Raw genomic sequence first — 18,888 nt, 5'->3', positions numbered from 1 at the left:
GGGCCCGTTTCGCGTGGCCCGGCGCGTCCCGCGATCATGGGCGCCTGAACATCCGGGCCGCCGTTCCCCCCGAAAGTTGTAAGGAAAAGGCAACAGGTCCCTTGTCAGCTAGGTGGATTGCTTTAGCCCCCTCTCGCCTCGATTGTGCAAGGCGGAAGTTCCGTAACGGACATCAAGACAACCAACTCAGGGAGGAGATCATGCGTATCTTGACGACCGTGGCCGGTATCACCGCCGCCTTATTGGCAGCGGGTAGTGCCACGGCCCAGGAACCACAGCACGGCGGACAACTCGTCGTCGGCGTGGTGCAGGGCGATCCCGATACCTTCGACTGCCACGCGACCCGTTCGATCGGTTCGCTTTACCGCCTCGCGCCGCACTACTCGACGCTTCTGCGCTACAGCTCGGTCAATTGTCCGGCCATCGAGGGCGACGTTGCCGACAGCTGGGAGGTTTCGGCGGACGGTCTGGTCTATACGTTCCACATTCGCCCCGGCGTGGTGTTCCACGACGGTTCGAGCCTGGATGCCCATGACGTCGAAGCCAGCCTCAACCGCGTGCGCAATCCCCCGGCCGGCGTCGTTTCGGCCCGCCAGGCGCAGTTCTCGGCCGTGGCCTCGATCGAGGCGACCGACGACCAGACGGTGGTCGTCCAACTGTCGCACCCGGATTCGGCGATGCTGGATATCCTCGCCGGTCCGTTCAACTGCATCTATTCGGCCGAACTGCTGGAAAGCGATGCCGACTATCCGGCGCGCCGGGTGATGGGCAGCGGGCCTTTCGTGTTCTCGGATTATCAGGCCGGGGCCTCGTGGACCGGAACGCGCTTTGACGGATATTACGACCCGGGCAAGCCCTATCTCGACAGCGTGCAACTGCTGAACATGGCGATGCCGGCGGCGGTCAACGCCATGGCGGCGGGTCAGATCGGCACCATCGTGCCCAGCCTCAGCCAGGCCGATGTGGACCGCATTGCCCAGATGCAGGGCGACAATGTGGTGGCCTATCCCGCCATCGACACGACGGTCTTCTTCAACGCCATCATGAACACGCAGCGCGCGCCCTTCGACGATGTGCGGGTGCGCCGGGCGCTGAACCTGGCCATCGACCGGCGGGCCGGGGCCGCAGCCCTGTCGCGCACCACCTCGGCCAGCGGCTACGGCGGCTGGATGCGCCCCGGTTCGGAATGGGAACGTCCCCAGGCCGAGCTTGAGCAGCTTCCCGGGTTCAACCCCGATATCGAAGCGGCGCGGGCCGAGGCGCGGGCCCTGCTGGCCGAGGCCGGTCAGGAGAACCTGAGCTTCACCTACCTGAACTGGAATCGTTACACTCCGATGGGCGTGTTCCTGATCGACCAGTGGCGCCAGATCGGCGTGACGGTCACGCAAGAGACCCTGGATGTGGGCGAATTCTTCGGCCGGCAAAACCGCGGCGATTTCGACGTGACCCTGATCGCCATCGCCGAATATTCGGACGATCCGACGCTGCGGTTCTCCAGCATGTTGTCGCACAGCCAGAACCCGCGCAACCTGACTTTTGCCGACGATCCGGCCTTTGACGCGCTGTTCCAGGCCCAGGCGATCGAAACCGATCCCGCCGCCCGCCGCGACCTTGCGCTGCAAATCGAGAACGAGATCATGGACCAGGCGCTCTATATCCCGCTCTTCTGGTCGGTTCGTCCGATGGTCGTGCGCGCCGATGTGCATGGGTTCGAGGTTCCGAATATCGCCTCGAACTATGTCGGGCTCGACTTTGGTTCGGTCTGGCTGAGCCAGTAACCCCAAGGCTGCGCGCCGGCCAGTCCGGCGCGCGGCCCTCCCTCGCCGTCCCTTCCCATCTTCCTTCCAGTCGGACGTGGCGCCCCCGGGCCGCCAGACTGCCCCGTCATGTCCGGTCCCCCCCCCCTTGCAGCAGACAAAGCGGCACAGGCGCATGAAACTCTTCGGCGACACACCAGAGGCTTCGGTCCGGCTGAGCCAGGACGCCCCTGGCGTCCTGCGGGTGACCCTGCACCAGCCGGCGCTACGCAACGCCATCGCCGCCGGCATGTGGCGCGGACTCGGGCAGGCGCTCGAGGCGCTGCGGTCCCGGCACGATCTCAGGGTGGTGATCCTTTGTGGCGCGGGGCGCGACTTTTCCTCGGGCGCGGATCTCAGCGAATTCCTGACGCTGCGCCGCGATCCGGCCGCGACCGAGGCCTACAATTTCCATGTCCGCGCCGCGGTCGCGGCCCTGGCCGCCCTGCCGGTGCCGGTGGTGGCCGAAATCCGCGGGGTCTGCATGGGTGCCGGGCTGGCGCTGGCCGCTCAGGCCGACCTGCGCTGCCTGGCCGAGGACGCGCGCCTGGCCATTCCCGCCGCACGGATCGGCGTCGCCTACGATCCCGACTGGGTGACGCGCCTGGTCGCGGCCAGCCGGGCCGAATGGGTGGGCGAGATGATCTATGCCGGGCGCGCCTATGGCGGCGCCGAGGCCGTGGCGCAGGGCTTTGCCGCCCGCGCGCTGCCAGAGGCGTCGCTGGCGGGCCATGTGCAGGCGTTGGCGGCCGACATCGCCCGGGGGGCCCCCCTGACGATGCGTGCGACCAAGCTGGCGCTGGCACCCGCGGCCCGCACGCCCGAGGGCGCGGCCCGGGCCCGGGCGGCGGCGCGCGCCTGTGATGACAGTGACGATTACCGGCGGGCTATCGACGCGCTCGGCCGCAAGGAAAAGGTGGAGTTCAAGGGACAATGACCATCGAGCAATCCGATCTGGCCGCCGATCCCTGGACCGGCAATCTGGCCAGCTTGCTGGAGGCCCGCGCCGCCCTGCAACCCCAAAGCGTCGCCTTGATCGAGGGCGCGCGCGTGCTGAGCTACGCGGCGCTGGTGGCGCTGGTCGGCCGGCTGGCGAAGGCCCTGGCCGCGCGTGGCGTGACCGCCGGCGACCGGGTCGCCGCGCGTTGCGAGAAATCGCCCGAGGCGATCGCGCTGTTCTTTGCCGCGCTCAGGCTGGGGGCGGTCTATGTGCCGATCAACACGGCCCTGACCCCCGGCGAGCGGGCGTATATCCTGGACGACGCCGGTCCCGTGCTGGTGGTCGCCTCCGCGCCCGAAGGGGACGAGGTCGCGCTCTTTGCCCTTTCCGCGCACCCCGAGGACGGGCCGCTGCCGGCGCCCGCGCCGGGCGGGCGGGCGCCTTCGGTCATGCTCTATACCTCGGGCACCACGGGGCGGCCCAAGGGTGCCGTGCTGTGCCACAGCAATCTGGCCGTGAACTTTGTCCTGCTGGCCCAGGCCTGGGGCATCACCCCCGAGGACGAGGTGCTGCACGTCCTGCCGGTGTTCCATGGCCACGGCCTGTTCCTGTCGGCGGCCTGCCCGCTGGTGGCGGGAGCGCGGCTCAGGCTGTTGCCGAAATTCGACGCCGAGGCGGTGATCGACCTGTTGCCCGGCACCACCGTGCTGATGGCGGTGCCGACGATCCACGCCAGGCTTCTGGACCATCCGGGGTTCACGCGCGCGGCGGTGTCCGGTGTCCGGCTGGTCACCTCGGGCTCGGCGCCGCTGCCGCTGGATGTGGCCGACGCCTTTGCCGAACGCACCGGAATGGTCCTGCTCGAGCGCTACGGCTCGACCGAGGGGGGGATGATCGCCTCGAACCCGCTGCACGGCGAGCGCCGGCGCGGCTCGGTCGGGCCGGCCTTTCCGCTGGTCGAATGCCGGATGGTCGATGCCCAGGGCGCCGAGGTGCCGGCGGGCGAGGTCGGGCGGCTCCTGGTCCGCAGCCCCTATGTCGGCCTGGGCTATTGGGCGGGCGACAAGGGACTGACGCCGATCGCCGACGCCGACGGCTGGTTCGATACCGGCGATCTGGTGAAACGCGACACCGAGGGGTATCTGTTCATCGTCGGGCGCGACAAGGACATGATCATCTCGGGCGGGTTCAACGTCTACCCGCGCGAGGTCGAGATGGCGCTGGAAACCCTGCCCGAGGTGGCCGAAGTCGCCGTGGTCGGCGTGCCCCATCCCGATTTCGGCGAAGCGGTGCTGGCCATCGTCGCGCTGAGGCAAGGCAGCGGGTTGCAGGCCCCGGCGATCCAGGCGCATCTGGCCGGTCAACTGACCGGCTACAAGCGGCCCAAACGCATCGAGATCCTGGACGCCTTGCCCCGCAACGCCATGGGCAAGATCGTGAAACGCGAGTTGCGCGACCGCTTCCTGGGGGTGTTTCAGGCGCCCTGAGCGGCGGCTTGAAGCACCTCGACAAAGACCGCGATCTCGCGCGCCGCGCGGCTGCCGGGGGCGACGATCTGGTGGATCGGCAGGCTGATCGGCGGTTCCACCGTCGTCAGCTCGACCAGTCGCCCGGCCCGCACAAGATCCATGACATAAAGCGCCGGGCCGCACATCAGACTGTCGCTGCGCGCCGCGACCTCGCCGATCATGGTTCCGTCCTGGATCTGCGCCGCGACCCGCAGGTTGCTCAGCCCGTGCTCGGCCATCGAAACGGCGACCATATGGGCGAAACGCTCGTCCTTGCGGGTCACCAGGAAAGGCCATTCCCCCAGATCGGCGATATGCAGGGGACCGCGGCGCAGCGCCGGGTGGCCCGCGGCGCAGAAAAAACCCAGCCTTTCGTGGCCGACGATGGTGCTGTCGGGGATCGGCGCGCCCTCGCTCGAGATGACATAGCCCAGGTCGGTGCGGTCGTTGGCGACCGCGTCCAGCACGTCCTCGAAATTTCCGGTCTCGACCACCAGTTCGATGGCCGGGTGCGCCGTGGTGAAACGCGCCACCGCATCGCTGAGAAAGGTCCGCGCCAAAAACCGTTGCGAGGTCAGGATCAGGCGCCGGCGGCGGTTGTCGCGGTTGGGTTGCAGCTCTTCGGCCAGCAGCGCGACCTGCTTCATCAGCTCGCTGCCGCGCAGATGCACCCGGTGCCCGGCCTCGGTCAGGCTGACCCCGCGGCCGCGGTCGCGCACGAACAGGGGCACCCCGATCCGGGTTTCCAGCGCCTTGATATGGTTCGAGACCGAGGCGCTGGAGATCGAGAAACTGTCGGCCGCCCCGGCGAAACTGCCGGTGCGGACCACTTCGAGAAAGACCTCGATCTGTCGAAATGTCGATTGCAGCATATTGCCCCCCGGGGTCCGGCCTTTATGCCCGTCCGCGGGGGGCTGCGAAAGAGGGTGTCAGCGGGCGACCCGGGTGACGAAGCGGGTGACCAGGAAGCGTTCGACCGCCTCGGCGCCGCCCTCGCTGCCCATGCCCGAGGCCCCGATGCCGCCGAACGGATGCTCGACCGGCCCCAGCCCGTGGTGGTTGATCGACAGCATCCCGCTCTGCACCTCGGCCGCCAGCCGGTTCGCCATCGCCTCGGACCCGGTATAGGCATAGGCGGCCAGGCCATAGTCCAGGCGGTTGGCCTCGGCGATGGCCGCGTCGGGATCGCTGAAGCGGTTGATCAGGGCGAGGGGGCCAAAGGGCTCGTCGTTCATCGCCAGCGCATCGGTCGGCACGTTGCCCAGCACGGTCGGCGCGTAGAAATAGCCCGCGTTGCCGATCCTGTGGCCGCCGGTGTGAAGCGTCGCGCCCCGGGCAACGGCATCCTCGACCAGGGCGGCCACGGCATCGACCCGCGACCGGGTGCTCAGCGGCCCCATCTGACTGGCCGGGTCCATCCCGTCGCCGACCCTCAGCGCCTGGGCGGCCTTGACCATCCCGGCGAGGAACCGGTCGTGGACGCCGTCCTGCACCAGGAACCGTGTCGGCGCGATGCAGATCTGGCCGGCGTTCCGGAATTTGGTCATGCCGAGGATGGCGATGGCCTTGTCGATGTCGGCGTCGTCGAAGATCAGGACCGGCGCGTGGCCACCCAGTTCCATCGTCACCGGCATCATCTGGGCCCCGGCCCTGGCCGCCAGCAGCTTGCCGATGCGGGTCGATCCGGTGAAGGTCAGCGCCTTGATCGCGGGGTGGGCGATCAGCAGGTCCGACACGTCCGGCGGGTTGCCGAAGACGAGGCTGAGCGCCTCGGCCGGGACCCCCGCGTCCAGCAGCGCGGCGACCACCATCATGGTCGATGCCGGCGCTTCCTCGGGGCCCTTCAGCACCACCGAACACCCGGCCGCAAGCGCCGCGCCCAGCTTGCGGGCGGCATGGTTGACGGGCACGTTCCAGGTCGAGATGGCCAGCACCGGGCCGACCGGGTCGCGCAGCACGGTCTGGATCGCACCCGGCACCCGGGGCGGAACCGAGCGTCCGAAGATGCGGCGGGCTTCCTCGGCGAAGAAGTCCAGCACCTCGGCCCCGACCAGGCATTCCATCGCCGTGTCGCCCAGCGGCCGGCCCTGTTCGCGCGTCAGGGCCTCGGCGATGGTGGCCTTGCGGTCGCGCAACAGGCCCGCCGCACGGCGCAGGATGGCGCTGCGCTCGATCGCCGGGACGCTGCGCCACAGATCAAAGCCCCGGGCGGCGGACTCGGCCGCGTGCCGCAGGTCCTCGGCGCTGGCCAACGGCACGCGGCCGACCGGCAGGCCGGTGGCAGGGTTCAGCACGTCCTTGTGGCAGGCGGTCTCGGCCACCCAGCCGCGCCCGCCCAGATGCAGCCGGATTTCGGGATACGAGGTCATGCCGCGGCGCTCCGGTTGGCGCCGGGGCGGGCCAGCGCGATCAGACGGTCAAGCTGATGATCGGCGTCGCCAAAGCTGGCGGCGTTGACCAGCAGGCGCTTGAAGAACCCCCCGGCCGGATACTCTGCCGTCATCCCCATGGCGCCGTGCATCTGGATCGCCTCTTCGCCGATCCGCCGCCCGCTGTCGGCGGCTTGCAGGCGGGCCGATGCCAGCACCCGGTCGCGTTCGGGGCCCTCCAGCATCTCCAGCGCGCGGGCGCTGGCGATGGCCATGGAGCGGGCCAACTCGTGCGCCAGCTTCATGTCCACAAAGCGGTGTTGCAGGGCCTGAAAGGCGCCGATAGACTTGCCGAACTGGCGGCGCGTCCTGAGGTATTCCGCCGTCATCGCCATCAGCGCGCTCATCGCGCCGACGCTGTCCGCCACCAGACCCGCGTCGATCCGCGCCACCATGTCGGCCAGCAGCCGCTCTGCCGCCGGACCCGAGGCCAGCACCGCGCCCTCTGTCGCGCCGTCAAGGGCCAGTTCGGCGCCGCCGCGCCCGTCCAGCGTGGCAAAGGGGCGGCGGGTCACGCCGGGTGCGGCGAGCGGCAGCACTACAAGCACCAGTTGCTCATGGTCATCGCGGGCCGACACCAGCGCGTGACTCGCCACGTCGCCGCCCATGACCGCGACCTTGCGGCCGTCGAGCCGCCCGTTCTGCAATGTGGTCAGGGCGGGGGTCAGGTCATAGCGGCGGCCGGGTTCATGGAGCGCGGGCGCCAGGATCGCGGTGCCCGCGGCGATCTCGGACGCCAGCGCGGCGGCGGCGGGTTGGCCCGCCAGCGCCCGGGCCGCGCCCAGATGGGTGTGGACATAGGCCTCGTTGACGCGGGCCTGGCCCAGGGCCTCGGCCACCAGAACGCCTTCGGCGATCATCGGCTCATCGGCATCGAGACCCAGCGCGGTCAGCCCGAATTCCGCCAGACGGGCGCGGCGCGCGGCGGGGTCGAACCCGGCGATGTCGGCCCCCAGACGGCTGACGGTATCGAAGAGAATGCGTTGTTCCTCGGTCAGGATCAGGTCCATCTGACTTACCTCATGCGCCCGAGGGCGGCCTGCGCCAGCACCTCGCGCTGGATTTCGTTCGAGCCGCCGTAAATCGAGATCTTGCGGTTTTCCAGATAGTTGGCGGCCAGTGTCCCGGCGTGGGCCGGTCCCATCGGCGCGCCTTGCCAGCCGGGATGCAGCACCTCGTCCAGATAGGGGATCGCGCCCTGACCGGCGGCGTCCAGCGTCATCGCATAGATGCGCTGGCGCAATTCCGTGCCGCGGATCTTCAGCAGCGAGCTTTCCACCCCCGGGGACTTGCCGGTGCTTTCCTGCACCAGCCGGATCGCGGTGAATTCCAGCGCCATCAGATCGGCCTCGGCGCGGGCCACGCGTTCGGCCCAGCGGGGCGCATCCGCCAGCCCCTCGGCCGCCAGCACCCGTTTCAGCCGGTCCATCTGCCGTTTGGTCAGGCCGATCCCGGCGATGCCGAACCGCTCGAATCCCAAGAGGAACTTGGCATAGGTCCAGCCCATGTTCTCTTCGCCGACCAGGTTGGCGGCGGGGATACGGACATTGTCCAGAAAGGTCTGATACAACTCGCCCGAGCCGTCGATGGTCATGATCCGCTGGATCGAGACCCCCGGCGCGGTCATCGGGATCAGCACCATCGAGATGCTTTCCTGTGGCTTGCCTTCGGGTTTGGTGCGCACCAGCGCGAACATCATGTCCGCGTAATTGGCCTGGGTGGTCCAGATCTTGGTCCCGTTCACCACATAGTCGTCGCCCTCGCGCCAGGCCCGGGTGCTGAGCGATGCGAGGTCCGAGCCCGAGCCCGGCTCGGAGAAACCCTGCGCCCACCACAGTTCGCCGCGCCGCATCCGCGGCAGGTAGGTGGCCTTTTGCGCCTCGGTGCCGAACTGGATCAGCACCGGGCCGATCATGTTCATGCCTCCGGTCACGGGCGGCGCGCCGGCGAGGTAGCACTCCTCCTCGAAGATATAGCGCTGCAAGGGCGTCCAGTCCGTGCCGCCGTGTTCCCGTGGCCAGCCGGGCGTGATCCAGCCCTTGGCATGGAGGGCCTTGAACCAGTCGGTGTAATCGTCCTTGGTCAGCCGCAACCCTTCGGCGGCGCGCTGTCTGGTGCGAGGCGACAGATTGGCCTCGACAAAGCTGCGGACCTCGGTTCGAAAGGTCTCGAGGTCGTCTGAGAAACGGAAACTCATGAGGGCTCCTTACTGCGGCGCCGAATGGGTGACGATCAGCGCGTCGAGCGCGAGGACACCCTCGCCCGCGGGCCTGACGATGACCGGGTTGAGGTCGATCTCGGTGATCTCGGGGCAGGCCAGCATGACCGCGCCCAGCCGTGCGGCCACCGCCGCCGCAGCGTCGAGGTCCACCGGCGGGTCGCCACGATAGCCGGTCAGCAGCTTCGCGGCCTTTAGGCCCAGCAGCGCCTGGCGGAACCCTTCGGGCCCGGTGCCGGCAGGGATCAGCGCCATGTCCTGGAACAGTTCGACCCAGACACCGCCCATGCCGATCATCACCATCGGGCCCCAATCGGCGTCGCGCTTGGCGCCGATCACCAGTTCGGGGCCACGGGCGCCCATCTTCTCGACAAGGATGCCATCGACGGGCTGGCCCGGTCGCGCGGCCTCGACATTGCGCAGGATGCGGGTGAACCCCTCGCGGACGGCCTTGGGGGTTGCCAGCCCGACCAGCACCCCGCCCACGTCCGATTTATGGGCGAGGTCGGCGTGCTGGACCTTCAGCACCACGGGGAAACCCAGCGTTTCGGCCGCGCTGGCCGCCGCGTCCGGCGTCGTCGCCAGATGCGAGAGGGGCACGGGCAGGGCGATCGCCCGGGCAAGCCAGGCCTTGGACAGATGCTCGGGGATCGTGCCGGCGCCGGGCAGGGGCGGGGGGGTGAGCGTCGCGACCGGCGTGCCGGTGACCATCGGACGGGCCAGGCGCAGCACATCGGCGACGGCGCGGATCGCCCGCTCGCCCGATTGGGAAAGCGGGACGCTGGCCTCGGCCAGCACGCGCTGGGCGCCGGGTGGCACAGGGGCGCCGCTGCCGATGAAGACGCAGCCGACGGCGGCCCCGGTTTCCTCGGCCAGTTGCGCGACGGCGCGGGCCTTGGCCTCCATCACCTCGGGCTTGCCGGGCATCTGGCAGACCAGCAGCGCATCGACGGCCCCGTCCGCCAACATCAGCCGCCCGCAATCGCCATAGATCCGGTCCAGGTTCATCATCGCCTGACCCGTCACGTCCAGCGGGTTCGATCCCTCGACATAGTCGAAGGTCGCGGCGCGCAGCTTGTCGTAGGTTTCCGGCTTCAACTCGGGCAGCGACAGGGCCAGATCGTCGGCGGTGTCCAGCGCCAGACCCTTGAACGCGCCCGAATCGGTGATGATCCCCAGACCCCGTTTCGGCAGGCTGCGGAACTTCGAGACCATCTCGGCCACGTCGATCAGCCGGTCCATCCCGTCCACCAGCAGGACGCCCTCGGCCCGGACAGCGGCCTCCATCGCCCTGAAATTGCTGGCAACCGCGCCCGTGTGCGACAGCGAGGCCTCTTGCGCCCGGGCGCTGCGCCCGGAATGCAGCAAGATCACCGGCTTGCCCAGGTCCCGCGCGCGGCGGGCCGATGCCAGGAACCCCTGCGGGTCGCGGATATGTTCGGCAAACAGGGCAAAGGAACCGATGGCCGGGTCCCCGACCAGCGCCGCGAAATAGTCGGTCACCCCCAGCGCGGCCTCATTGCCGGTCGATATGGCGTGCGACAGCGGGATGTCGCGATCTTCCGAGGCGTTGATGATCGCCCCCATGATCCCGCCCGACTGCGCAATGACGGCCAGACCCGGGCGACCGCGCCGGTCGATCGGATGCACCGGACCCGAGGTCAGGGGCACGCCCGCGTCGAAATTCACCAGGCCCAGGCAGTTGGGGCCGGCCAGCGCCAGGCCGCCGGCGCGCGCCATGGCGGCAAGCGCGTCCTGCGCGCGGCGGCCGTCGGGGCCGGTCTCGGCGTAGCCCGCCGAAAAGATCACCGCCCCGCCCAGACCCCGGGCGATGCCCTGGGCCAGGGCCTCGGCCACGGCGGGCTGGGGGATGGCAAAGATCGCGGCGTCCACCCCTTGGGGCAGGTCGGCGACCGTCGGCACGCAGCGGATGCCGTCGATCGCCTCGGTCCGGGGATTCACCAGATGGATGTCCCCCGCATAGTGGAAACGACGAAAGGCGCTGAGCGCCCGCGCCCCCATCGAGGCCGGGTTGGCCGAGGCACCGATGATCGCCACCGACCGTGGCGCCAGAAGGCGCCGGATGTCCGGCGCCCCCTTGGCCGTCGCGCTATCGCGCCCCGCCGCCATGGTTATTCCTCTTCGATGCGGTAGGTGCCGAGACCGGGCTTGTAGCTCTTGTCGTCCAGGAACTGGCTGATGCCCTGCATCATCCCCTTGGTCGGATCAAAGAGCGTGGCCTGCGCCGCCTTGGCCGAGAGGTAGTCCTCGGCGGTTTCCCAGTTCATCTCGTCGGCGTGCTTGTAGGCGAGTTTCGCGGCGTTCAGGACCACCGGGTTCTTGGCCATCAGGATCTTGGCCAGTTGAACGGTGCGCTCGCGCAGCTTGTCGGCCGGCAGAACCTCGTTCACCAGGCCCATTTCCTTGGCCTTGCGGCCGTCGAAGGGCTCGCCGGTCATGATGTAGTAAAGCGCATCCGCCTGGTTGACCTTGGCGGCGAGCGAACGGGTGACGTTGCCGCCCGGAATGATGCCCCAGTTGATTTCCGACAGACCGAATTGCGCGTCCTCGGCGGCCAGCGACAGGTCGCAGCTCACCAGCGGCACGAAGGCCCCGCCAAAGCACCAACCGTTGACCATCGCGATGGTGGGCTTGAGGTAATACATCAGCCGCTTGCGCTGCCAGTGGAAGGTCTGGTTTCGGATGCGCTGCTGCTGGATTGTCGGCAGCGGCATCACCTCGCGGAAGAATTCCTTCAGGTCCATGCCGGCCGACCAGGCGTCGCCCGACCCGGTGAGCACCAGCACCTTGCAGCGGTCATCGCCTTCCAGCTTGTCCAGGACCTCTTCCATCTCGCGGTTGAGGCTGGGGCTCATCGCGTTGCGCTTTTCGGGCCGATTGAAATAGACCCAGGCGATGCCGTCCTCGAATTCGACCTTGACCAGCTCGTTGCGGTAGACCGGCAGGGTCGCGTCAGGCGTGTCGTTCATGATGTTCCTCCGTTGAAATCGGGACCGTCGGGTCGCCGGCGCTTGTCGCCGCCCCTCCGCGATTGACTGCACCCTAGAGAGCGCCGGCCAATCCCGGCAACCCGTCAGTTGTCTATCCAAGGTGTAATGTCGGGGCTACAGGCTGGGCGGTGCGCCCCGATGCGCGCGGGGTCGTAGCCTTTTGGCTATCTGAAGCTTAGCGCCCTGGTGCATTGCGCTGGCGCGGCCCGGGCTGGAATGCTGTCCCGGTCAGCTAGGGCCCGGCTTCGATCCACCGGGCACACCGCGAAAGGAAGGATGACCATGGCCATCACGCAGGAAGACAACGATCTGATGACCCGGGTTGACGGCGAGGCGCCGCTGGGCCGGATGTTGCGTCAACATTACTGGCTGCCGGCGATTCCCGGCGACAAGCTCGAGCGCGACGGCCGGCCCTACCGCGTGCGCCTGTTGGGTGAAAACTACGTGGTCTTTCGCAACACGGACGGCGCGGTCGGTATTCTGGACGAGCAATGCCCGCACCGCCGCGCCTCGCTGGCGTTGGCGCAGAACCGCGACAACGGGCTGCGCTGCATCTATCACGGCTGGAAATTCGACGTCGAGGGCAACCTGGTGGATGCGCCCAACGTGGAAAACAACGCCGCGCAGTTCTGCAAATCGGTCAAGCTGAACCGCTACAAGGCGGTCGAACGCGGCGGCATCGTCTGGGCCTGGCTGGGGCAAGGCGACGAGGCGCCGCCTTTCCCGGCGCTGCCCTTCGTCGATCTGCCGCCCGAGAACCGTTCGGTCACCTCGGTCGAGATTGCGACGAATTACCTGCAAGGGGTCGAGGCTTCGATGGACACCACGCACGTGTCCTTCCTGCATTCGTCCACGACCGAAATGAGCGGCAACACCCAGCGCAAGAACATGCTGAAAAAGACATCGGCACGGCTGGAATTCGAAGACCGGCCCTATGGGTTCCGCTACGCCGCGATCCGCGAGTTGGGCGAGGACCAGTTCTATGTCCGGGTCAACAACTTTGTCATGCCCTGGTATGCGGTGGTCTGCCCGCCGGAAACGGATGGCCCCTCGACCGTGTTCTTCTCGGTGCCAATCGATGACACCACGCACCGCGCCTGGTTCGTGCATTTCAACCCGGTGCGCCCCCTGGGCCTGACGGTGATGAGCGCCACGCCCGACACCTGGAATTTCCCGCCGATCCCGCCGGGCACCCCCGACGAGAACTGGGGCCAGGACCGCGCGCTGATGAAACGCGGCCATTTCACCGGCTTTCCCCAGCACTTGGGGACCGAGGATTTCGCCATGTTCCTCAGCCAGGGGCCGATCTACGACCGCACCAAGGAACAGCTCTGCGCCTCGGACGGGGCGTTGATGCGGGTGCGCCACCAGATCCTGAAATCGGTGCGCGAGTTCATGCAGGGCCAGACGCCCAAGCTGGCCCAGAGCAGCGAGGAGGACTACGGCCGCGCCGTGTCCGTCGGCGATGTCGTGCCCGACGGCAAGGCCTGGAAATCGCTGGTCGCCTGAGGTCTTCCCAAGACTGCGAGGGTGTCGGGCCGTCCGGCATCCTCGCGCCTTTTTCACGGAACGACAAGGAAGTGCCATGGCGCCGTCCGCTGACACCTTCATGGCGCGGGTGACCGCGGCCACCACCCCCGCACCGGGTTTGCGGGTCATCGAACTGGCCGCGGCCGAGGGCGGGCAATTGCCGGGCTTTCCGCCGGGCGCCCATGTCTCGGTCCGCATTCCGCCGCGCGGGCCCGAACGCCCGCAAGAGATGTGGCGCAGCTATTCGCTGGTCGCCTTTCCCGACGAATTGCCACCGATCGAGGGGACGCCGCGCACGCTCTACCGGCTGGGCGTGCTGCGCGAGGCGGCGGGCAAGGGCGGCTCGCGCTACATGCACGACGAACTGCGGGTGGGGGATTTCCTGACCTTGCGGCTGCCGCCCAACGGTTTCCCGCTACAGGCGCCGCGCGACGGGATCCACCTGGTCGCGGGCGGGATCGGCATCACGCCCCTGGTGACGATGGCCTCGGCGCTGTCGAATGCCGGGGTGGATTGCGTGTTGCACTACACCTGCCGGCAGGCCGCGCATCATCTGTTCACCGACCGGCTGGGCGCGCTGGCGGGGTGCAACGTCAGGCTCTATGCCGACGAGGACCCGGCCGGGGCCTTTTCGGTGGCGGGGTTCCTGGACGGGCTTGCGCCCGCGACGCCGCTTTATATCTGCGGGCCCGCGGGATTGATCGACGCGGTGACCCAAGGCGCCCTGGCGCGCGGCTGGGACCCGGCAAGCGTGCATTCCGAGGTCTTCGCCGAGGCCACCCCCCTGCCGGGTGACGCGCCGTTCCAGGTGCGTTTGGCGTCGTCCGGGGCGGTGCTCGATGTGCCGGCGGACAAGTCGCTGCTGGACGTGTTGATCGCCGAGGGGGCCTTTGTCATGTATGATTGCCGCCAAGGGCATTGCGGGCTGTGCTCGGTCCCGGTGCTTTCGGGGCAGGTCCTGCACCGCGACATCTTCCTGGCCGAGGATCAGCGCGCAGCCGGCGACGTGATGCAGGCCTGCGTCTCGCGCGGGGTGGGGCTGATCGAGCTGGATCTCTGACACGCGCCCGGGCGCCCGGCCGTATCGCCGGGCCGCCTGCGTCCCGGCGTCCTATCCGACCCAGGCGGTGAACGCGCATTGCACCCGCACCGGTGCCTTCAGCGCGCCGTCGAATGTCTGCCGCGCCGGGCGCAGGTCCGCATCGGGCCACATCGCCAGCCATTCGGCGTCGAGCACGTCCTTGGCACCGCGATCGGCCATCCAGACGCTCAGCTTCACCACATGCTCGGGTCCCGCGCCCGCCGCCGCCAGAATGGCCCGCAGATTGGCGAACATCTGCGCGCATTGCGCGGCGAGATCCTCGGGCACCTCGCGGGTCGCCGGGTTCACCCCGACGATTCCGCCGGATTCGATCAAGGGACCGCGGCGGGCCGCGTTGGGGATGGGCGGCGTGTGGTGCAGGCCGGGGACATGGATCGCTTGGGGCATGGGAACCTCAGAACTTGAATTTGGGGTCGAGCCAGTCGCGCAACGCATCGCCATAGAGGTTGAAGGCGAACACCGAAAGCGAGATGGCAAGGCCTGGAAAGATGATGGCCCAGGGCGCGGTCATGAAGAACTGGGTGGCGTTGCCCGACAGCATCAGGCCCCAGGCGGGCGTCGGCTCGGTCACGCCGAGACCCAGGAATGACAGGGCGGCCTCGAGCAGGATCGCCTGCGCGACATAGGCGGTGAACAGGATCAGGAACGGCGCGACCAGATTGGGCGCCATATGCCGCAAGATGATCCGGCTGTGCGAGAAACCCAGCGCGCGCGCCGCGTCCACATAGGGCATCACCGCGACCTGCAAGGCGGCGGCGCGGATCACGCGCGCGGATTTGGGGATCATCGGGATGGCGATGGCGACGACCAGGTTGAGGTCCACGCCGGCCACCGGGAACCGCCCCAGCACCGCCACCACCACCAGCGCCAGCACGATGATCGGAAAGCTCAGCAGGATGTCCATGACCCGCTGGATCGCAAAGTCGATCCGCCCGCCGAAATAGGCCGACGCCATGCCCAGGATCGCCCCGGCCACCACCCCCAGAGTCGAGGCCGACAGCGAGATGATCATCGCCGTCCGCGCCCCGTAGATCAGCCGCGAGAGGATGTCGCGGCCAAATTCGTCGGTGCCGGCCCAGTGCTCCCACGACGGCGGGGCAAAGGTGGCGAAATAGTCGATTTCCAACGGGTCATAGGGCGCCACCCATTCGGCGAACAGGCCTGACAGACCGATCGCGACGATGATCAGGGCCCCCAGCGTGCCAAAGGGTTGCTGGCGCACGAACTGGCTGGCGGCCAGCCAGGCGCGGGCGGTCAACGGCGGCGGGTTCAGTAGGTCGGACTGGCTGGACATGGCGGTCTCACTTCAGCTCGATACGGGGATCGAGAGCGGCATAGAGCAGGTCCACCGTCAGGTTGACCAGCATGAAGAACACGGCGGTGACCATCACCAGCCCCTGGATCAGCATGAAATCGTTGTGCTGCACGGCGTCGATGAAAAGCCGCCCGATGCCGTTCAGGTTGAACACCTGTTCGGTCACCACCAGCCCGCCGATCAGCAACGCGAATTCGATGCCGATGACCGTGATCGCCGGCAGCAGGGCGTTGCGCAGCGCGTGGCGGCGCACCACCAGCGCCTCGCGCACGCCCTTGGCGCGGGCGGTGCGGATGTAATCCTCGTTCATCACCTCCAGCAGCGACGAGCGGATCATCCGCGCGATCAACGAGGCCAGCCGGTAGCCAACCGAAACGGCGGGCCAGATCAGCAACGACAGATTGGCCACCGGGTCGCGGTGGAACGAGACGAAATTCAGCGGAGGCGCCCAGCCAAAGCCGATCAGCAGGAACATCAGGATCAGCATCCCCAGCCAGAAGGACGGGATGGCGATGCCGCCGATGGTCAGAACCCGCACCGCCTGGTCGATGATCGTGCCGTTGTAGATCGCGGCGAGGGTGCCCAACGGGATGGCCACCACCACGGCGATGACGATACTGAGGATCGCAGTCTGGATGGTGACCGGGAAGCGGGCCATGATCTCGTCCCAGACCGGCCGTTCGGTCCAGAGCGACGTGCCCAGATCCAGCGTCGCCAGCCCCACCAGCCAGTCCCCCATCTGCACGATCACCGGCTGGTCCAGCCCCAGACGGGCGCGTTCGGCGTCGATGATTTCCTGCGGGACCGACGACCCGGTCGAGTTGGCGTATTTGATCTCGATGATGTCGCCAGGCATGACACGGACCATCAGGAAGATGATGATCGCCACGCCCAGCAGCGTGGGAACCATCATCAGCGCGCGTTTGGCAGCGTATTTCAGGAACATCTCAGCCTCTCAGACCTTGAAACAGGCGACTTGCCGGCCTTGGCCGTCGTCGGCCAGCCGGGGCGACGAAAGGCGGCAGGCCTCGTCCGCCAGCGGGCAGCGGGGGGCAAAGCGGCAGCCCTTGGTGTTGACCAGCGGCGCGCTGATCTCGCCCTTGATCGTATCGGCATGGCGGCGCTGTTCGACCATGGGGTCGGGGATCGGCACGGCCTCGAGCAAGAGCCGCGTGTAGGGGTGGGCCGGCGCGTCGAAGATCGCGTCCCGCGTGCCGATCTCGACGATCTCGCCCAGATACATGACCGCCACCCGATGCGAGATGTGCCGCACCACGGCCAGGTCGTGGGCGATGAACAGATAGGCGATGCCCAGGGTCTCGCGCAGATGTTCCAGCAGGTTGATGATCTGCCCCTGGATCGACACGTCCAGGGCCGAGACCGCCTCGTCGCAGACGATGCAGTCCGGCTCCATCGCCAGGGCCCGCGCGATACCGATCCGCTGGCGCTGCCCGCCCGAAAGCTGGTGCGGATAGCGCTGCGCGAATTGCGGTGGCAGTCCGACCTGTTCCAGCAGTTCGGCGACCCGTTCGGCCCGGGCGCGCCGGTCGGGGCGCAGCCGGTAATAGGCCAGCGGTTCGGCGATGATCTGCCCGACGGTCATGCGCGGGTTCAACGAGCTGAACGGGTCCTGAAAGATCACCTGTAGCTTTTGACGCACACGGCCCAGTGCCCGGCCCCTCAGGTTGCCGATGTCGGTTCCGGCATAGGCGATGCGGCCCGTGTCGGGGTCGGTCAGGCCCAGGATGATCCGGCCGACGGTGGACTTGCCGCAGCCGGATTCACCCACCAGCCCCAGCGTCTCGCCCTTGTGGATGGCAAAGCTCACGCCGTTGACCGCCCGCACCGCGCCATAGGTCTTTTGCAGGCCCGTGACCTCCAGCAGGACCGGCGCTTCGCCCGGGTCGTCCGCGTTCGCCGGGGCCGCGTCCTGTTCGGGCCAGGGCAGGCCCCCGGCCTCGATCTCGGCCAGTCGGTGGCAGGCGGATTCCCCCCCGCCCTGGGTCGCCTGCAACGCGGTCGGCGCGCCGCAAGCGGGCAGGGCATGGGGGCAGCGTTCGGCGAAACGGCAGCCGGCGGGGGCCTTCAGCAGGTTCGGCGGCAGGCCCGAGATGGTCGCCAGCTTGTGCTTCTTGTCCTCGTCGAGACGGGGCACCGAATGCAGCAGACCCATCGTGTAGGGGTGGCGCGGGCGGTGAAAGATTTCCTCGGCGCTGCCCGTTTCGGCCAGCTTGCCCGCATACATCACGTTCACCCGGTCCGCATAGCGCGCCACGATCCCCAGGTTGTGGGTGATGAGGATCAGCGCGATGCCCAGTTCGCGCGACAGCCGCTTCATCAGGGCCAGGATCTGCGCCTGGATCGTCACGTCCAGCGCCGTTGTCGGCTCATCCGCGATGATCAGCTTGGGGTTGCAGGCCAGGCCGATGGCGATCATCACCCGTTGCCGCATCCCGCCCGAGAATTCATGCGGGTATTGTTTCAGCCGCGTCGGCGGGTCCGAGATGCCGACCAGCGCCAGCAATTCCTCGGCGCGGGCGCGGGCGTCCCTGCCCGAGAGGCCCAGGTGGATGATCAGCGGCTCCATCAACTGGTAGCCGATGGTCATCATCGGGTTGAGCGAGGTCATCGGCTCCTGAAAGATCATGCTGATCCGGTGGCCGCGGATCTTCTGCATCGCCGTGTCGTCCAGATCGAGCAGATTCCGGCCGTCGAACAGGATCCGCCCGCGGGGCACCCGCGCGTTGCGCTTGGGCAGCAGCCGCATGATCGCCAGCGCGCTGACCGATTTCCCCGAGCCGGATTCGCCGACGATGGCCACCGTTTCGCCCGGCGCCACGCTGAACGAGACCGATTCGACGGCCTTCAGCGTCCCGGCGGCGGTCTCGAATTCCACGTGCAGATCCTCGACCCGCAGCAGCGGTTCGGCAGGCGCACCCTGCAGCGCCGGCGTCGCATCCTGTTGCACAGCGACAGTTTCGCGCATCCCCAAGTCATCCCTCCCTGATGCCTCGCCGGGCGCCGCGGCGCGATCCCATC

The 18,888-nt window shown here is 68.2% G+C and carries 15 protein-coding genes; 5 read left to right on the top strand and 10 right to left on the bottom strand.

Going from position 1 to position 18,888, the window contains the following annotated elements; all coding sequences use genetic code 11:
• The first annotated feature begins 200 nt into the window (after positions 1 to 200).
• The 3 genes from H6900_16765 to H6900_16755 all read left to right on the top strand — a co-directional run bounded on the left by H6900_16765 (position 201) and on the right by H6900_16755 (position 4,223).
• Positions 201 to 1,778 carry an ABC transporter substrate-binding protein gene (locus H6900_16765; protein ID MCC0074931.1) on the top strand — a complete coding sequence of 526 codons (1,578 nt, stop codon included), beginning with the start codon at positions 201 to 203 and terminating at the stop codon, positions 1,776 to 1,778.
• 154 nt (positions 1,779 to 1,932) lie between these two features.
• A complete protein-coding gene (locus H6900_16760) occupies positions 1,933 to 2,733 on the top strand; it encodes an enoyl-CoA hydratase/isomerase family protein (GenBank protein ID MCC0074930.1) in 801 nt (266 codons plus the stop codon).
• Complete coding sequence (locus H6900_16755; GenBank protein MCC0074929.1) at positions 2,730 to 4,223, top strand: AMP-binding protein; 1,494 nt, start codon at positions 2,730 to 2,732, stop codon at positions 4,221 to 4,223. Before H6900_16760 ends, H6900_16755 begins: the two co-directional genes overlap by 4 nt.
• On the opposite strand, the gene H6900_16750 is transcribed toward H6900_16755, so the two are convergent.
• From H6900_16750 to H6900_16725, 6 genes are read right to left on the bottom strand one after another with little or no spacing between them, the layout of a single operon-like run.
• Positions 4,211 to 5,116: a LysR family transcriptional regulator gene (locus tag H6900_16750; protein MCC0074928.1), complete on the bottom strand. Its 906-nt coding sequence runs from the start codon at positions 5,114 to 5,116 to the stop codon at positions 4,211 to 4,213. The two genes, H6900_16755 and H6900_16750, sit on opposite strands and share 13 nt — an antisense overlap.
• A gap of 57 nt (positions 5,117 to 5,173) precedes the next feature.
• Positions 5,174 to 6,613: an NAD-dependent succinate-semialdehyde dehydrogenase gene (locus H6900_16745; GenBank protein ID MCC0074927.1), complete on the bottom strand. Its 1,440-nt coding sequence runs from the start codon at positions 6,611 to 6,613 to the stop codon at positions 5,174 to 5,176.
• Positions 6,610 to 7,683, bottom strand: a complete 1,074-nt coding sequence (locus tag H6900_16740) for a hypothetical protein (protein ID MCC0074926.1) — start codon at positions 7,681 to 7,683, stop codon at positions 6,610 to 6,612. Before H6900_16740 ends, H6900_16745 begins: the two co-directional genes overlap by 4 nt.
• A gap of 5 nt (positions 7,684 to 7,688) precedes the next feature.
• Positions 7,689 to 8,870, bottom strand: a complete 1,182-nt coding sequence (locus H6900_16735; GenBank protein MCC0074925.1) for an acyl-CoA dehydrogenase family protein — start codon at positions 8,868 to 8,870, stop codon at positions 7,689 to 7,691.
• A gap of 9 nt (positions 8,871 to 8,879) precedes the next feature.
• The gene (locus H6900_16730) at positions 8,880 to 11,021 is read right to left on the bottom strand and encodes an acetate--CoA ligase family protein (protein ID MCC0074924.1); all 2,142 of its coding nucleotides are present in this window, start codon (positions 11,019 to 11,021) and stop codon (positions 8,880 to 8,882) included.
• A gap of 2 nt (positions 11,022 to 11,023) precedes the next feature.
• Positions 11,024 to 11,881, bottom strand: a complete 858-nt coding sequence (locus H6900_16725; protein ID MCC0074923.1) for a p-hydroxycinnamoyl CoA hydratase/lyase — start codon at positions 11,879 to 11,881, stop codon at positions 11,024 to 11,026.
• A 303-nt stretch (positions 11,882 to 12,184) separates the two neighbouring features.
• Here H6900_16725 and H6900_16720 point away from each other — a divergent pair, with 303 nt between their 5' ends.
• Together H6900_16720 and H6900_16715 are read left to right on the top strand one after the other, a co-directional pair.
• Positions 12,185 to 13,411, top strand: coding sequence for an aromatic ring-hydroxylating dioxygenase subunit alpha (locus tag H6900_16720; protein ID MCC0074922.1), 1,227 nt, complete (start codon positions 12,185 to 12,187; stop codon positions 13,409 to 13,411).
• A 76-nt stretch (positions 13,412 to 13,487) separates the two neighbouring features.
• Entirely contained in the window at positions 13,488 to 14,492 is a 1,005-nt protein-coding gene (locus H6900_16715; GenBank protein MCC0074921.1) for an oxidoreductase, read from the top strand.
• A gap of 51 nt (positions 14,493 to 14,543) precedes the next feature.
• On the opposite strand, the gene H6900_16710 is transcribed toward H6900_16715, so the two are convergent.
• The 4 genes from H6900_16710 to H6900_16695 are packed head-to-tail and all read right to left on the bottom strand — an operon-like array spanning position 14,544 to position 18,835.
• Entirely contained in the window at positions 14,544 to 14,921 is a 378-nt protein-coding gene (locus tag H6900_16710; protein MCC0074920.1) for a RidA family protein, read from the bottom strand.
• 7 nt (positions 14,922 to 14,928) lie between these two features.
• Positions 14,929 to 15,828, bottom strand: coding sequence for an ABC transporter permease (locus H6900_16705; protein ID MCC0074919.1), 900 nt, complete (start codon positions 15,826 to 15,828; stop codon positions 14,929 to 14,931).
• 7 nt (positions 15,829 to 15,835) lie between these two features.
• Positions 15,836 to 16,795, bottom strand: coding sequence for an ABC transporter permease (locus tag H6900_16700; GenBank protein ID MCC0074918.1), 960 nt, complete (start codon positions 16,793 to 16,795; stop codon positions 15,836 to 15,838).
• 9 nt (positions 16,796 to 16,804) lie between these two features.
• Positions 16,805 to 18,835: a dipeptide ABC transporter ATP-binding protein gene (locus tag H6900_16695; GenBank protein MCC0074917.1), complete on the bottom strand. Its 2,031-nt coding sequence runs from the start codon at positions 18,833 to 18,835 to the stop codon at positions 16,805 to 16,807.
• Positions 18,836 to 18,888 lie beyond the last annotated feature (53 nt).

Origin of the sequence: Rhodobacter sp. (assembly GCA_020637515.1) — a bacterium.
Classification (GTDB): Bacteria; Pseudomonadota; Alphaproteobacteria; order Rhodobacterales; family Rhodobacteraceae; genus Pararhodobacter.
The sequence above is the reverse complement of the archived record's forward strand: the minus strand, read 5'-3'. Positions and strand labels throughout refer to the sequence as shown.

Excerpts from the sequence above, each read along its gene's own strand:
- H6900_16765 (MCC0074931.1), top strand. The coding sequence starts at position 201 with ATGCGTATCTTGACGACCGTGGCCGGTATCACCGCCGCCTTATTGGCA.
- H6900_16760 (MCC0074930.1), top strand. The coding sequence starts at position 1,933 with ATGAAACTCTTCGGCGACACACCAGAGGCTTCGGTCCGGCTGAGCCAG.
- H6900_16755 (MCC0074929.1), top strand. The coding sequence starts at position 2,730 with ATGACCATCGAGCAATCCGATCTGGCCGCCGATCCCTGGACCGGCAAT.
- H6900_16750 (MCC0074928.1), bottom strand. The coding sequence starts at position 5,116 with ATGCTGCAATCGACATTTCGACAGATCGAGGTCTTTCTCGAAGTGGTC.
- H6900_16745 (MCC0074927.1), bottom strand. The coding sequence starts at position 6,613 with ATGACCTCGTATCCCGAAATCCGGCTGCATCTGGGCGGGCGCGGCTGG.
- H6900_16740 (MCC0074926.1), bottom strand. The coding sequence starts at position 7,683 with ATGGACCTGATCCTGACCGAGGAACAACGCATTCTCTTCGATACCGTC.
- H6900_16735 (MCC0074925.1), bottom strand. The coding sequence starts at position 8,870 with ATGAGTTTCCGTTTCTCAGACGACCTCGAGACCTTTCGAACCGAGGTC.
- H6900_16730 (MCC0074924.1), bottom strand. The coding sequence starts at position 11,021 with ATGGCGGCGGGGCGCGATAGCGCGACGGCCAAGGGGGCGCCGGACATC.
- H6900_16725 (MCC0074923.1), bottom strand. The coding sequence starts at position 11,881 with ATGAACGACACGCCTGACGCGACCCTGCCGGTCTACCGCAACGAGCTG.
- H6900_16720 (MCC0074922.1), top strand. The coding sequence starts at position 12,185 with ATGGCCATCACGCAGGAAGACAACGATCTGATGACCCGGGTTGACGGC.
- H6900_16715 (MCC0074921.1), top strand. The coding sequence starts at position 13,488 with ATGGCGCCGTCCGCTGACACCTTCATGGCGCGGGTGACCGCGGCCACC.
- H6900_16710 (MCC0074920.1), bottom strand. The coding sequence starts at position 14,921 with ATGCCCCAAGCGATCCATGTCCCCGGCCTGCACCACACGCCGCCCATC.
- H6900_16705 (MCC0074919.1), bottom strand. The coding sequence starts at position 15,828 with ATGTCCAGCCAGTCCGACCTACTGAACCCGCCGCCGTTGACCGCCCGC.
- H6900_16700 (MCC0074918.1), bottom strand. The coding sequence starts at position 16,795 with ATGTTCCTGAAATACGCTGCCAAACGCGCGCTGATGATGGTTCCCACG.
- H6900_16695 (MCC0074917.1), bottom strand. The coding sequence starts at position 18,835 with ATGCGCGAAACTGTCGCTGTGCAACAGGATGCGACGCCGGCGCTGCAG.